Origin of the sequence: Actinomadura sp. DC4 (genome assembly GCF_030406325.1) — a bacterium.
GTDB lineage: Bacteria > Actinomycetota > Actinomycetes > Streptosporangiales > Streptosporangiaceae > Actinoallomurus.
This window is the reverse complement of the sequence record NZ_JAUEQY010000004.1, coordinates 318,616-330,989: the sequence shown is the minus strand read 5'-3', so window position 1 is coordinate 330,989 and position 12,374 is coordinate 318,616. Positions and strand designations below refer to the sequence as shown.

16 protein-coding genes are annotated in these 12,374 nt (G+C 71.4%); 8 read left to right on the top strand and 8 right to left on the bottom strand.

Going from position 1 to position 12,374, the window contains the following annotated elements:
* Window positions 1–58: 58 nt before the first annotated feature.
* Window positions 59–226: a DUF3117 domain-containing protein gene (locus tag QWU11_RS08855; RefSeq protein WP_141954058.1), complete on the bottom strand. Its 168-nt coding sequence runs from the start codon at window positions 224–226 to the stop codon at window positions 59–61.
* 158 nt (window positions 227–384) lie between these two features.
* On the opposite strand from QWU11_RS08855, the gene QWU11_RS08850 reads away from it, so the two are divergent.
* The 4 genes from QWU11_RS08850 to QWU11_RS47265 all read left to right on the top strand — a co-directional run bounded on the left by QWU11_RS08850 (window position 385) and on the right by QWU11_RS47265 (window position 3,286).
* Complete coding sequence (locus QWU11_RS08850) at window positions 385–1,188, top strand: PaaX family transcriptional regulator C-terminal domain-containing protein (protein ID WP_290104566.1); 804 nt, start codon at window positions 385–387, stop codon at window positions 1,186–1,188.
* Entirely contained in the window at window positions 1,154–1,984 is an 831-nt protein-coding gene (locus QWU11_RS08845; protein WP_290104565.1) for an enoyl-CoA hydratase-related protein, read from the top strand. Before QWU11_RS08850 ends, QWU11_RS08845 begins: the two co-directional genes overlap by 35 nt.
* A 131-nt stretch (window positions 1,985–2,115) precedes the next feature.
* A complete protein-coding gene (locus QWU11_RS08840) occupies window positions 2,116–2,499 on the top strand; it encodes a hypothetical protein (RefSeq protein ID WP_290104564.1) in 384 nt (127 codons plus the stop codon).
* A 607-nt stretch (window positions 2,500–3,106) separates the two neighbouring features.
* Complete coding sequence (locus QWU11_RS47265) at window positions 3,107–3,286, top strand: DUF397 domain-containing protein (RefSeq protein ID WP_354670818.1); 180 nt, start codon at window positions 3,107–3,109, stop codon at window positions 3,284–3,286.
* Between the two features lie 4 nt (window positions 3,287–3,290).
* On the opposite strand, the gene QWU11_RS08835 is transcribed toward QWU11_RS47265, so the two are convergent.
* The 3 genes from QWU11_RS08835 to QWU11_RS08825 are packed head-to-tail and all read right to left on the bottom strand — an operon-like array spanning window position 3,291 to window position 5,088.
* A complete protein-coding gene (locus tag QWU11_RS08835) occupies window positions 3,291–3,857 on the bottom strand; it encodes a DNA-3-methyladenine glycosylase I (protein WP_290104563.1) in 567 nt (188 codons plus the stop codon).
* Window positions 3,854–4,282: an SRPBCC family protein gene (locus QWU11_RS08830; RefSeq protein ID WP_290104562.1), complete on the bottom strand. Its 429-nt coding sequence runs from the start codon at window positions 4,280–4,282 to the stop codon at window positions 3,854–3,856. Before QWU11_RS08830 ends, QWU11_RS08835 begins: the two co-directional genes overlap by 4 nt.
* A complete protein-coding gene (locus QWU11_RS08825) occupies window positions 4,279–5,088 on the bottom strand; it encodes a hypothetical protein (RefSeq protein WP_290104561.1) in 810 nt (269 codons plus the stop codon). The genes QWU11_RS08830 and QWU11_RS08825 overlap by 4 nt, the downstream gene beginning before the upstream one ends.
* A gap of 117 nt (window positions 5,089–5,205) precedes the next feature.
* On the opposite strand from QWU11_RS08825, the gene QWU11_RS08820 reads away from it, so the two are divergent.
* Window positions 5,206–5,736 carry a hypothetical protein gene (locus tag QWU11_RS08820; RefSeq protein ID WP_290104560.1) on the top strand — a complete coding sequence of 177 codons (531 nt, stop codon included), beginning with the start codon at window positions 5,206–5,208 and terminating at the stop codon, window positions 5,734–5,736.
* A gap of 335 nt (window positions 5,737–6,071) precedes the next feature.
* Here the strand turns inward: QWU11_RS08820 and QWU11_RS08815 are convergent, their stop codons facing one another.
* The 4 genes from QWU11_RS08815 to dapE form a co-directional block, all read right to left on the bottom strand.
* Window positions 6,072–6,653 carry a TIGR00730 family Rossman fold protein gene (locus QWU11_RS08815; protein WP_290104559.1) on the bottom strand — a complete coding sequence of 194 codons (582 nt, stop codon included), beginning with the start codon at window positions 6,651–6,653 and terminating at the stop codon, window positions 6,072–6,074.
* Window positions 6,653–7,459, bottom strand: a complete 807-nt coding sequence (locus tag QWU11_RS08810; protein ID WP_290104558.1) for a TIGR00730 family Rossman fold protein — start codon at window positions 7,457–7,459, stop codon at window positions 6,653–6,655. Before QWU11_RS08810 ends, QWU11_RS08815 begins: the two co-directional genes overlap by 1 nt.
* Before the next feature lie 111 nt (window positions 7,460–7,570).
* Window positions 7,571–7,966, bottom strand: a complete 396-nt coding sequence (locus QWU11_RS08805) for a MerR family transcriptional regulator (RefSeq protein ID WP_290104557.1) — start codon at window positions 7,964–7,966, stop codon at window positions 7,571–7,573.
* A 38-nt stretch (window positions 7,967–8,004) separates the two neighbouring features.
* Window positions 8,005–9,066 carry a succinyl-diaminopimelate desuccinylase gene (dapE, locus tag QWU11_RS08800; protein ID WP_290104556.1) on the bottom strand — a complete coding sequence of 354 codons (1,062 nt, stop codon included), beginning with the start codon at window positions 9,064–9,066 and terminating at the stop codon, window positions 8,005–8,007.
* Between the two features lie 212 nt (window positions 9,067–9,278).
* Here dapE and QWU11_RS08795 point away from each other — a divergent pair, with 212 nt between their 5' ends.
* The 3 genes from QWU11_RS08795 (at window position 9,279) to QWU11_RS08785 (ending at window position 12,334) form a co-directional block, all read left to right on the top strand.
* Entirely contained in the window at window positions 9,279–10,049 is a 771-nt protein-coding gene (locus QWU11_RS08795) for a peptidoglycan recognition family protein (protein WP_290104555.1), read from the top strand.
* Window positions 10,050–10,197: 148 nt separating this feature from the next.
* Window positions 10,198–11,019, top strand: a complete 822-nt coding sequence (locus tag QWU11_RS08790) for a hypothetical protein (RefSeq protein WP_290104554.1) — start codon at window positions 10,198–10,200, stop codon at window positions 11,017–11,019.
* Window positions 11,020–11,176: 157 nt separating this feature from the next.
* Window positions 11,177–12,334, top strand: coding sequence for an alpha/beta fold hydrolase (locus QWU11_RS08785; protein ID WP_290104553.1), 1,158 nt, complete (start codon window positions 11,177–11,179; stop codon window positions 12,332–12,334).
* Window positions 12,335–12,374: the final 40 nt, after the last annotated feature.

The following is a 12,374-nucleotide window of genomic DNA, read 5'->3' as shown; positions in this document are numbered from 1 at the left end:
GGCCTCGCTCGATATTCACGTCGGCCGGAACGGTCCCGCCGATGGCGGGCGCGGCGTCCTAGCCGACGACACCCTTCAAAGCGTCCCCGAGCTCGCCTGCCTCATCTGCCGACAGTTCGACAACGAGCCGCCCGCCACCTTCGAGCGGGACACGCATGACGATTCCGCGCCCCTCCTTGGTAACTTCGAGCGGACCATCGCCTGTCCGCGGCTTCATCGCCGCCATGCGTGCATCCCCTTCCTGCCTAGGGCCGCGTGGGGCCGCCGGGCTTCCTTGGCCGCTGACCCGCCTGCCGCATCAACGTCAACTGTGGTGGACCATTATCCCGTTTTCGGGACGCTAAGTGGTAACGATCAGCTCGGTGATCGTCAGACTGGAGTTCTATGAATGCCCGCTCCGCCCTCTTCGACCTCTACGGCGACCACCTCCGGACGCGTGGGAGAAGCGCACCGATCGCCTCTCTCGTACGGTTGCTGGCCGCCCTGGACATCGCCGCTCCGGCCGCCCGTACGGCGGTGTCGCGCATGGTCCGGCAGGGTTGGCTGTCACCGGTGCGGCTGCCTCAGGGCCGCGGGTACGCGTTGACCACCAAGGCCGTACGGCGCCTCGACGAGGCCGGACGGCGGATCTACCGGGACGCTCCTGACGCATGGGACGGACACTGGCATCTGCTCGTTATCCAGCATATTCCCGACCGGGCGCGGCGCGAGCGGCTGCGGGCCGGGCTCGGCTACCTCGGGTACGCCGCGCTCGACGACACGACGTGGATCAGCCCGCGGGCCTCCGGTGAGCTGGAGGCCCTGTTCGAGGCCGAGGGCGTACGCGCGGAGCGGTTCTCCTCCAGCTACGACGGCGACGCGCGCGGCCTGGTGGCGCGGGCGTGGGACCTGGACGGGCTGGCCAGGGCGTACGAACGCTGGCTCGGCGAGGCCGAGGAGCTCCTGGCCACCTGCCGCGAACCCGCCGACGAGCAGGCGTTCGCCGTGCGGAGCCACCTGGTGCACGAGTGGCGCAAGTTCCTGTTCCGCGACCCCGGGCTGCCCGCGATGCTGCTGCCGGACGACTGGCCGGGGGCCAAGGCCGCCCGTTTCTTCGACGCGGAGGCGACGCGGCTCTTGCCTGCGGCCTCCCGGTTCGTCGATCGTTGCCTCGATGGTCAACCGCCGACGCACAGTGACCGACCTTAGGAGCCTGACGGTGCCGACGAGCGTGCAGTACGACGTGGCGAACGGTGTGGCAACGATCACATTCGCCCGCCCGGACGCGATGAACCCGCTGACCGCCGCGACGAAGACGGAGCTGCGCGAGGCGGTGGAGCGGGCGCGCGACGACGCCGCCGTACGCGCCGTGGTCCTGACCGGCTCCGGCCGCGCGTTCTGCGTCGGGCAGGACCTGCGCGAGCACGCCGCCAACCTGGAGCGGGGCCTCGGCCTCGCCGGCACGCTGGAGGACCACTACGGCCCGATCGTGCTGGGCCTGACCCGCATGCCCAAGCCGGTCGTCGCGGCGGTCAACGGCACGGCGGCGGGCGCGGGCTTCGCGTTCGCCCTGGCCTGTGACCTGCGGATCGCCTCGGAGAAGGCGTCATTCGCCACCGCCTTCACCAAGATCGCACTCGCGCCGGACAGCGGCATGTCGTGGACGCTGCAGCGTCTGGTCGGCCGCGCCAAGGCGCTGGAGCTCCTGCTGCTCGCCGAGCCCGTACGCGCGGCCGAGGCGCTGGAGCTCGGCCTCGTGAACCGCGTGGTGCCCCCGGAGGAGCTCGACGCGACGGCGCGGGAGCTGGCCGTACGGCTCGCCGCGGGCCCGACCCAGGCGTACGGGGCGGTCAAGGCGGCCCTGGAGCACGCGGCGGCGGCCGACCTGGCCGGCGCGCTGGCCAAGGAAGCGGAGCTGCAGAAGGCCTGCGCGGACACCGCGGACCATGCGAACGCCACCAAGGCGTTCCTGCAGAAGGAGCAACCTGTCTTCGAAGGCAGGTAAGGCGACCACTTTGCCGCCGTTTGCTCGCATTTGCGGCTAGGCGATGCGCGAGACGGCGAGAGGTTGTCACGGCGGCCTCAATCGGACACATCAAAGTGTCCGCGGCCCGACCCCGATTACCCTTCCCACCCATGGCAGCACGAACTGCGGTGATGGCCGCCGGCGCACTCGCCGCCGCCATCGCGGCCCTCTCGGCGGTGGACGGCCCGCCCGCCGGAGTGGTGGTCCTCCTCGTGCTGGCAATCGCCGCCGGCGCCGGCGTCGGGCTCACCCGCGGACCGGCGACCGGCGCCATCAGGGGACGGCGCGCCGAGAGTATCGTTGACTGCACCGGAGAAAGCCTGCGCATCGGCGACACCGTACGGGCCGGAGCCGGCTTCGACGGGCCGATGGAACTCGGCTTCGGCCGGGGCGTGGTCGTCAAGGTCGGCCACGGGAAGGCGCACGTCCGCTTCAACGACATACCCGAACAGGTCCACCCCATTACGCCCGGCACTCTACGAAGGCTCGCCTAGACCATGCGTCCGGCCGCTTGCGGCCAATTCGGAGAGCGCCTGCGGCGACCGTTATAGGTAAGGCCGGCACGAGCACCGGAGGATTCCGGCGCTCGTGCCGGACCGGTCCGCGGTCGGTCTGCAGCCGCCCGCGTACCGATGCCGCACCGCGCGGAACTCCATCCGCGTCCGTTCTCGAACGAGGCGGTGATCAGTAGGCGAGCCCGCGATCAAACGTAATAGTGGAAACGGCTCGCACACCTTTTAGGACGCAGCGCATTTTCGATACCAATGAGGATAATTCGTCCTTTCATCGAGTGATGCGTACGCTGCACGTTGGGAATTCTCCGCCGGACGCTTCGCCGAAGGTAAGACATGGCCTCCGCGAATACCGCGCGGGCGGAGAAACACGCGAACGGGCGGCACAAGTGAGGCGCGAACACCAGTTCGCGTTTTCGGGCTGCCCAAAAACCATGTCGTGAGGCCGATGAGACGCATCGAGCCGATTGGGGAGAGGAAACGTGAGCACGACCCACTCCGCGACCCGTCGTCACGGCGACGACGGCGGCCATGAAAATGGCGACTGCGGCAAGAAGTCCGAAACCGATACGACACTACGGTTCACGAGGTGAACGCCCGCTGGCGTAAGAGCAGCCACAGCGGTCACGCGGGCGAGAACTGCGTCGAAATCGCTCTGAGTATGGACCGCAACGCCAATTCAGGCGCGGCGCTTCCACCACGGAATCACAGGAGAACGGGACAGCGGCCGCTGAGCCGGGCGAGCGCCTGGACGGTCTCTCAGCGGTGACCGATCAGTAGGCGCCGCGGCGATGGCATCCCTGCAGATGGTCATCGACCAGGCCGCACGCCTGCATCAGGGCATAGACGGTCGTAGGGCCGACGTGCCGGAAGCCATGGCCCTTGAGTTCCTTGGCCAGCGCCTTGGAGCCGGGGGTCGTGGCGGGCACGTCAGCGGCCGTCTTGGGCGCCGGAGCGCCGGGGTCGGCGTAGCGCCAGACGAGGGCGGCGAGGCCGCCGGGCAGGTCGAGCGCCGCCTGGGCGTTCGCGATCGTCGCGTCGATCTTGCGGCGGTTGCGCACGATGGCGGCGTCGGCGAGCAGCCGCTCGACGTCGGCCGGGCCGTACGCGGCGACCTTCTCCGGGTCGAAGTCGGCGAAGGCCCGGCGGAACCCCGGGCGCTTGCGCAGGATCGTCAGCCATGACAGCCCGGACTGGAAGGCCTCCAGGCACAGACGCTCGTAGAGGCCGCGGTCGTCGCGTACGGGCCGCCCCCACTCCTCGTCGTGGTAGGCGATGTAGTCGGGCGCTGACGCGCCCCACGGGCAGCGCACCAGCCCGTCGGCGCCGGTCACGGTCATTCGAACAGTTTAGCGAGACGCCTGAGCGCCGTGTGGAGCATGAGACGTACGAACGGGCCGGCCCCGATCCAGCCGAGGCGGCCGGCCACACCGAGCGGGAGTTCGACGAGCTCGGACCAGGTCACCCGGCAGCGCCCGCCGGGCAGGTCGAGCAGGTCGAACCGGCCCTCGCCGCGGATGGGCCATCCGGTGTGGCGGACGGTGACGCGTGTCGGCGGCCGCCAGTCCTCGATGACCATCGTGTCGAGGAAGACCGCCGGGCCGATGCCGGTCCACGCCTCGACGCGCTCGCCCTCGGCCGCGCCGCCCTCGGCGGTGGTGAACGGCACCCACTCGCCGTGCCTGGGCCAGTCGACGAGCACGTCCCAGACCTGCTGGGCGGTCGCGTCGACGTCGACCGCGGCGTGCACGGCCACGCGGCTCACGCGCCGTCGTCCTTGCGCTCGGCGGCCCGCTCGTCGTCGGCGTCACGGGCCGTGGCCCGCTCGTCGTCGCTGTCACGGGCGGTGGCCCGCTCATCGTCCTGACGGGCGGTGGCCCACTCGCCGCCATCGTTACGCTCGGCGGCCCGCCCGTCGTCGGTGTTACCGGCGGTGGCCCACTCGTCGTCGGCGTGGTCCAGGCCCCGCCCGTCGTCGGTGCTACGGGCGGTGGCCCGCTCATCGTCCTGACGGGCGGTGGCCCACTCGCCGGCGGCTGGTTCCGGGGCGTCCTCCGCGCGGTCGTCCTGGGGTTCGTCGGTGATCGTCTTCCAGGGGTCGTCCAGCGGGGCGAACCCGGGCTCCGACCAGGCGCTCGCCTGCCTCGCCGCCGGATCCGCGGCGGCCCGCGGGCCGGTCCGGTCCGTACGGGTGACGATCGCGTCCTCGCGCGTGACGGGCCCGTCGTAACGGCCCCGCGGCAGCGCGCGCGGATCGGTCTGCGCGGGCCCGCCCTGGCGCGCCTCGGCGAGCGCCTGCTCGAGGACGGCGATGCGGGTGTCGCGCTCGGTCAGCTCGTACGCGAAGCGTTCGAGCGCCTCGTCGGTGATCTGCTTGTGGTAGCCCCACAGGCCGAGCGGCAGGCGGAGCAGCGCGGCGTCGGTACCACCGACGGCGCGCCGCCCGGGCAGGGCCAGCGGCGGGTGGTCGGGGTGCTCGGCGGAGAGCTCCCCGCCTCCGCCAACGGCCACGACGACGATCGCGGCCAGCACGGCCACGGCGGCCAGGGCCACGGTGATGGTGACGAGCAAGGTCGAGCTCCCCTCTGTACCACTCCGATCGTGCCACAACTGCGCACCGGAGATCGCGGACCGCGCGTCAGAGGGGGTGTCGGGGTCGCCGGACGGGGGTGTGTCACGATCGGCGGTATGGAGCTGCGTCTGGCCACCCGCACGTTCGGCCCCGGCGCGTTCGCCATCATGGCGGACGGGGTGGACGACGGCGCCGACATCGCACTCGTCGCATCCGACCCGGCGACGGTGCTCCGGGTCCGCGCCGGGCACCCGGGAACGCCGATCGCCGTCGAACCGGACACCGCCGCACAGGCCGGGGCCTGTGTACGGGCGGGGGCGGACCTCATCGTGGGCGACGCGTTCGCCGAGGTCGCCGCCTCCACCGGCGCGGCGCTGGCGTGCTCGTCGCCCGAGCGGGCGACGGGCGTACGACCGGACGGCCTCCTCGTCGCCTCCGCCGACCTCGTCGGGACCGCACGCCTCGCCGACGCGGGCCTGGCGGCTCTGACCGACGAGCCGGAACAGGCGGTCATGGCGGTACACGCCTGGCTCGGTGCCCGCGTCTTCCGCACCCACGACGTCCACGGCACCCGCCAGGTACTCGACATGGTCGCTTCGATCAACGGCTCCCGCACCCCTGCCGTCGCACGCCGCGGCCTCGCCTGAGCCCGCCGCAGGCCCGTGACCCACAGCGACCCTCACCGACCCCGCCCAGAACGCGCGGACGGACGAAACACACCAGAACCGGCCGTCACAACCGATCCCGCGCCCCCATCCTCCACACCGTCCGCGACACCGTCACCTCAAACCCCGCCTGAACGGCCCGCCACGGCCGTAGCGCCCGGCTCCGCCGGCCCCCGCGTCCGCCGGGCGCCACTCGCCTTGGCACTCAGACCCGCAGCAGCCCCGCGGGTCCGGCCGGCCGCGTCCAGAACACGCGGCCGGGCAAAAGCCCACCGGAACAGCCCTCCCGCGCACCCACCGGGCCCTGTACCCGGGGCTTAGGGCTCGGACTCGAGGTAGTCCTCCGGCGTAGGCTCCATGCGGACCGGGGACCGCTCCAGGTGGTCGAAGGCCTCCGTGACCGAGCCGGTCCAGCCGACCGCGTCGAAGATGTGCGGCCGGGCGAAGCCCTCCTCCAGGAGGTGCTTCATCAGGCCGCCCAAGGGCTCGTACAGGCCGTACGGGTCGAGGATCGCGATCGGCTTCTCGTGCATGCCGAGGACGCGTGAGGTCCAGATCTCGAAGAGTTCTTCCAGCGTGCCGAGGCCGCCCGGCAGCACGAGGAACGCGTCGGACCGGCGATCCATCTCGGCTTTGCGCGAGCGCATGTCGTCGGTGACGATCAGTTCGGCGTCGTCGTCCGCGATCTCGATGTCGACCAGTGCCCTGGGGATGACCCCGACGGTCTGCGCGCCGCCCTCGCGTGCGGCGCGTGCGACGGCGCCCATGCACGAGACGGTGGCGCCGCCGCTGACGAGAGTGTGCCCGCGGCGGGCGAGCTCGGTGCCGGCCTCCTCGGCGAGGTCGAGGTAGCGTCGGTCGATCCGGCCGCTGGAGGAACAGAAGACGCAGATGCGCATCAGGAGCCGTTCCCTCCCTCGCGGGCGAGTTCCTGCTGGGCCGCGTGCTCCTCCAGGAGACGTTCGTGCGTCTCGTGAGCGCGCTTGACGATCTCCACGACCTCGTTCGGGTCGTCGGTGAGGTGGACGAGGTCGAGGTCCTCCTTGGAGATCTTGCCGGCGGGCAGCATCTGGTTCTTGACCCAGTCGAGCAGGCCGCCCCAGAACTCGGTGCCGACCAGCACGATCGGGAACCTGGTGATCTTCTTCGTCTGGACGAGCGTGATCGCCTCGAACAGCTCGTCGAGGGTGCCGAAACCGCCCGGCAGTACGACGAAGGCCTGGGAGTACTTCACGAACATGGTCTTGCGGACGAAGAAGTAGCGGAACTCGATGCCGACGTCGACATAGTCGTTCAGGCTCTGCTCGAAGGGCAGCTCGATGCCGAGCCCGACGGAGACGCCTCCGGCGTCGACCGCCCCGCGGTTCGCCGCCTCCATGATCCCCGGGCCGCCGCCCGTGATCACGGTGTATCCGGCCTCGGTCAGCGACGCGCCGATCCGCTCGGCCAGGGCGTACTCCTCGTTGTCCCGCTTGGTACGCGCGGAGCCGAAGATGCTCACCGCGTGTGGCAGGTCGGCCAGCAGCCCGAACCCTTCGACGAACTCCGCCTGGATGCGCAGCACACGCCAGGGGTCGGTGTGCACCCAGTCCGACGGCCCACGGGAGTCGAGGAGCCGCTGATCGGTCGTGGTCGAGGGGATCGCCTTGCCGCGAAGCGTGACCGGGCCCTGCCGCCTCCTACGCTTTGTCTGATCAGATTGCATGCCCATACCGTAACCAGCGGCGCAACCGGTTTGCCTCCGCTCCCGAACGCGCCATGTGTACGCCATCCGCCGGTGGACGAACGGTCACCGCCCCGCCCGCCCGCCGGAGACTCAGAGTCCCAGGCGCTCGCGTTCGAGGTCGTCGTAGACCTTGATCTTGTAGTCGATCACCGCGAGGTCCTCGCGGAGCTGCTCGACGCGGGCCGCCACCTCGGCGCGGTGCTTCAGCAGGAGCGCCTTGCGCTCGCCGGCGGACGTGGTGCCCTCCCTGGCCAGCTCGGCGTAGCGGAGCAGGGTGGCGATCGGCATGCCCGTGGAGCGCAGGCGGGTCAGGATGCCGATCCAGTCCAGGTCGCGTTCGGTGTAGCGGCGGTGGCCGCTGGGCGCGCGTCCGGGAGGCTCGCGCAGCGCGCCGATGCGCTCGTAGTAGCGGAGGGTGTGCGTGGAGACGCCCGTACGCTCGGCCGCCTCCGCGATCGTGAATGCCTCGGTCACTGCCTGCGTCATGGGTCCACTCTTGCCCTTAGAGTGCGCTCGAAGTCAAATCACTCCGTGAGCCAGGCGCGCATGCGCTCCTCGCCCGCGTAGATCCTCGGGATCTCGACGTACTCCTCGCGGGTGTGCGCCAGGCTCGGCTCGCCCGGCCCGAAGTTGACCGCGGGGATGCCGAGCGCGGAGAACCGCGCGACGTCGGTCCAGCCCAGCTTGGCCCGCGCGGCGGCCACCCCGCCGACCGCCGCCACGAAAGCCGCGGCGGCCGGGTGCGTGAGGCCGGGCCGGGCCCCGGGGGCACCGTCGGTCACGGTCACCTCGTAGCCGTCGAAGACCTCGCGCAGGTGCTTCTCCGCGTCCTCCATCGACCGGTCCGGCGCGAACCGGTGGTTGAGGGTCACGACGCACTCGTCCGGGATGACGTTGCCGGCCACACCACCGCTGATGAAGACCGCGTTGAGGCCCTCGTGGAACTCCAGGCCGTCCACGACGGGCCGCCGCGGCTCGTACGCGCGCAGGATGTCGAGCACCGCCCCGGCGTTGTGGATGGCGTTCGAGCCCATCCAGGACCGCGCGCTGTGCGCCCGCTCGCCGGGCACTCTGATCTCCACCCGGATCGTGCCCTGGCAGCCGCCCTCGACGATGCCGCCCGAGGGCTCCATGAGGATCGCGAAGTCGGCTTCGAGCAGCTCGGGCCGGGTCTCACCGATGCGCTTGAGCCCGTTGCGCGACTCCTCGATCTCCTCGCACTCGTAGAAGAAGTACGTGACGTCGCGGTTGGTCTCCGGGAGCGTGGCGAGCTTGAGCTGGACGGCGACGCCGGCCTTCATGTCACCGGTGCCGCAGCCGTACAGCCGGTCGCCCTCGACCCGCGAGGGGAGGTTGTCGTTGACCGGGACCGTGTCGATGTGGCCGGCGATCACGACGCGCTCGCTCCGGTCCTGCGACGTCCGTGCGATCACCGTGTCGCCGTCGCGCTCGACGGTCAGGTGGGGCAGCGCGCGCAGCGCCTCCTCGATCGCGTCGGCGAGGGCCTTCTCGTTTCCGCTCACGGATTCGATGTCGACGATCGCCCGGGTCAGGGTCGCGACGTCCTGGGTCAGATCAAGGCGCATGAGCCCTCAGCCTACGCCGATCCGTGCCCGCATCCGGCCAGTCGCCCTTATGGGGATGGCCATTTGACCACACCACTGACCTGTACTGACTGCGCCAAGTGCCAACAGGAAGGTGCTTTGTTAGGAGACTTTTCCACCTTTCTCTAAGTTACTGCGTAGGATATTTACCTAGTCGGGAGCGGAAACAGCTCAAGCGCAGGGAGTCCCCCGCCATGCCCGACATGTCCTCCTTCGACCGCCGTGCCTTCATGGCGCGCGCGGCCGCCGTCGCGGGTGGTGCCGCCTTGATCGGAGCGGCCGATCTCACCCGCTCACGCCCGGTGCGCGCCGCCTCCGCACCGCACGTCTACACCCGGGCCGAGTGGGGCGCCCGGCCTCCCACGGCCACGGCGGAGATCATCGCGGCGCCCGACCATCTCGTCGTGCACCACATGGCCTTCCCCAACTCCACCGACTACTCCCTGAGCCACGCCTTCCAGCTGTCGCGTGACTGCCAGGACCTGCACATGGACACCAACGGCTGGTCCGACACCGGCCAGCAGCTCACCATCAGCCGCGGCGGCTACGTGATGGAGGGCCGCAACCGCTCGCTGGAGGCCATCGGCAAGGGCGCCAACGTCATGGGCGCCCAGACCGCCAACAACAACGGCCACACCCTCGGCATCGAGAACGAGGGCACGTACACGAGCGTCCTGCCGCCGACGGCCCTGTGGAACGCGCTGGTCAAGACCCTCGCCTGGCTCTGTGACGACTACGGCCTCGACCCGCACGCCTCGATCGTCGGCCACCGCGACTACGTCTCGACCCAGTGCCCCGGCGACGCCCTCTACGCGAAGCTGCCCCAGCTCCGCAACGACGTCGCGACCGCGCTCGGATCATCGCTCACCGCCGAGCGCGCGACCCCGTACGTCCGGACCGACCTTCCCGGCCCCGGCCGCAGCGGCGACCACGGTCCCGCCGTCGGCGCCCACGAGCACCCCTGACGCCGGCGTAGCCCACCGGCCCCCGCCAGAGGTGAGGGGTCCCCCTCACCCCCCGCTCCCCGAGGGGGACCCCCCGCCTCCCCGCGCGAGCGGCGCGCGGACCTCGGCGGCTGCGCATCGGACGCGCCGAGCCGGTACGGTCGTTCGCGTGAGTCGTAAGGATGGAGGGCGGCTGCGGCTCGCCGCGGTCGCGTTGGTCACCGCGCTGGTCATCGCGGGTGGCGCCGTCGCGCTCTATCTCCATTTCCGTCCCTACCTCCACGGCACCAGCTGCGAGGCGCGCTCGGGCACCGACGTGATGCCGCTCGACCTCGACCAGGCCGCCAACGCCTCGACCATCGCCGCGGTCGCGCTCCGCCGCAAGCTGCCCGAACGCGCCACGGTCATCGCGTACGCCACCGCGCTGCAGGAGTCGCACCTGCGCAACCTGGAGAGCGGCGACCGCGACTCGGTCGGCCTGTTCCAGCAGCGGCCCTCGCAGGGCTGGGGCTCGGCCGAGAAGCTCAAGGACCCGGTGTACGCCACCACCCGATTCTTCGGCGCGCTCGTCAAGGTGAAGGACTACACCGGCCTGCCGGTGCACGAGGCCGCGCAGAAGGTCCAGCACAGCGCGGACGGCAGTGCGTACGCCCAGCACGAACAGGACGCCAAGACGCTCGCCGAGGCGTTCACGGGCCGTACGGTCGCCTCCGTACGCTGCTGGTATCCGCCGAACAAGCGCAAGAAGCACTCAGACCCGCGCGGGGCGCTGGCCGAGCTCCGTACGACGCTCAAGCGCACCGACGCAGGCGACCTGACCGCGCCCAGCACCCGCGCCGGCTGGACGATGGCGGCCTGGCTCGTCGCGCACGCGCAGCCGTACGGCCTGCACGAGGTGCGTTACGCCGGGCGGCACTGGCGGGTCAGTGACGGGCACAGCGGCTGGACCAAGGACAAGAAGGCTCCCGCGGACCACATCACGGTCCGCTGACGTACCGGGGCGCGGGCCAACGCGCGTTGACACCCCGGAGACGAGCCGCAGATAATGATCTTGGAGCGGAGCTCCGGAGGCGCGCTCTGGGGCGCCGCTCCCTCGTCCTCTCCTCCGGGACGCCCGGTCCGGCATCGCTTTCTGGAGGGAAAACGGCATGGACCGTCATGAACGTGGCCGGCGCGAGTTCGAGGCGCTGATCGGCTCGCCGCCCGAAGAGGCCCTGCGCGAGGTACGCCTGCGTTCGCCGGGGATGTACGACGCCGTGGTCGAGGGAGGCTTCGGCGGAACACTCGCCGAGAGCGACCTCGCCCGCGCGACGCGCGAGGTCGCCACGGTCGCCATGCTGTCCGCCCTCGGCGGCGCCGAACCCCAGCTGACCGTGCACGCGAAGGCCGCGCTGCGGGCGGGCGTCGCGCCGTCGGAGCTGCGGGCCCTGTGCGAGCACGTCGCGGGGTACGCGGGTTTCCCCCGGGCGCTCAACGCCCTGACGGTGGTCGACGAGGTGCTCGCCGGCGCGGGCGTGCCGAGGCCGGCCGCCACGCAGCGGGTCGACCTCCGTGACCACTCGACGACTGTCGCGGGGTACGGCGACAGCGGGCCCGCCGTGGTCCTGATCCACGCCCTCGGCCTCGACCGGCGGATGTGGGACCTGGTCCTGCCGGGCCTGGCGGCGGGACGACGTGTGTTCGCGTACGACGTCCGCGGCCACGGCTCGGCGGCCGGCGCGCCCGTCCCCGCGGCGATGACCGACACCGGCGCCGACCTGCTGGGCGTACTCGACGCGCTCGGCCTGGAACAGGCGCACGTGGTGGGCCTGTCGTACGGCGGCGGCATCGCGCAGGCCGCGGCGGTCGGCGCCCCGGAGCGGTTCGCCTCGCTGTCACTGCTGGCGACGACGGACCGTCCGTCCGACGGGTTCGAGGGCCGGGCCGTGGCCGCCGAGGAGGAGGGCATGGCCGCCCAGGTGGTGCCGTCACTGACCCGCTGGTTCACGCCGGCGGCACTGGCTTCGAACGGCTGGGGAGTCCGCTACGCCCGCGAGTGCGTGCTGCGGGGGGATACGGCGGACTGGTCCGGAGCGTGGCGGGCGTTCCGCAATTTCGACGTGCAGGACGGCCTCGCCCGGCTGGACCTGCCGGTACTCGTCCTCGCCGGCGACCAGGACGCCTCGACCACGCCGGCGATCATGTCCGAGATCGCCACCCGCATCCCGGGCGCGCGTTACCGGGAGCTTCCCGGCGCCCCGCACATGCAGAGCCTGGAGACGCCCGACCTGGTCACCGCCGCCCTGGACGACTTCCTCCCCGCCTGACCCCGTCCGTGTGCGATCGGCGTCCGCCGTGGAGAGCCGG

Coding starts and splice junctions, on each gene's coding strand:
- QWU11_RS08805 (WP_290104557.1), bottom strand. CDS start 7,966: ATGACGCAGGCAGTGACCGAGGCATTCACGATCGCGGAGGCGGCCGAG.
- dapE (WP_290104556.1), bottom strand. CDS start 9,066: ATGCGCCTTGATCTGACCCAGGACGTCGCGACCCTGACCCGGGCGATC.
- QWU11_RS08785 (WP_290104553.1), top strand. CDS start 11,177: ATGGACCGTCATGAACGTGGCCGGCGCGAGTTCGAGGCGCTGATCGGC.
- QWU11_RS08845 (WP_290104565.1), top strand. CDS start 1,154: ATGGTCAACCGCCGACGCACAGTGACCGACCTTAGGAGCCTGACGGTG.
- QWU11_RS08815 (WP_290104559.1), bottom strand. CDS start 6,653: ATGCGCATCTGCGTCTTCTGTTCCTCCAGCGGCCGGATCGACCGACGC.
- QWU11_RS08855 (WP_141954058.1), bottom strand. CDS start 226: ATGGCGGCGATGAAGCCGCGGACAGGCGATGGTCCGCTCGAAGTTACC.
- QWU11_RS08840 (WP_290104564.1), top strand. CDS start 2,116: ATGGCAGCACGAACTGCGGTGATGGCCGCCGGCGCACTCGCCGCCGCC.
- QWU11_RS08850 (WP_290104566.1), top strand. CDS start 385: ATGAATGCCCGCTCCGCCCTCTTCGACCTCTACGGCGACCACCTCCGG.
- QWU11_RS08820 (WP_290104560.1), top strand. CDS start 5,206: ATGGAGCTGCGTCTGGCCACCCGCACGTTCGGCCCCGGCGCGTTCGCC.
- QWU11_RS08810 (WP_290104558.1), bottom strand. CDS start 7,459: ATGCAATCTGATCAGACAAAGCGTAGGAGGCGGCAGGGCCCGGTCACG.
- QWU11_RS08795 (WP_290104555.1), top strand. CDS start 9,279: ATGCCCGACATGTCCTCCTTCGACCGCCGTGCCTTCATGGCGCGCGCG.
- QWU11_RS08835 (WP_290104563.1), bottom strand. CDS start 3,857: ATGACCGTGACCGGCGCCGACGGGCTGGTGCGCTGCCCGTGGGGCGCG.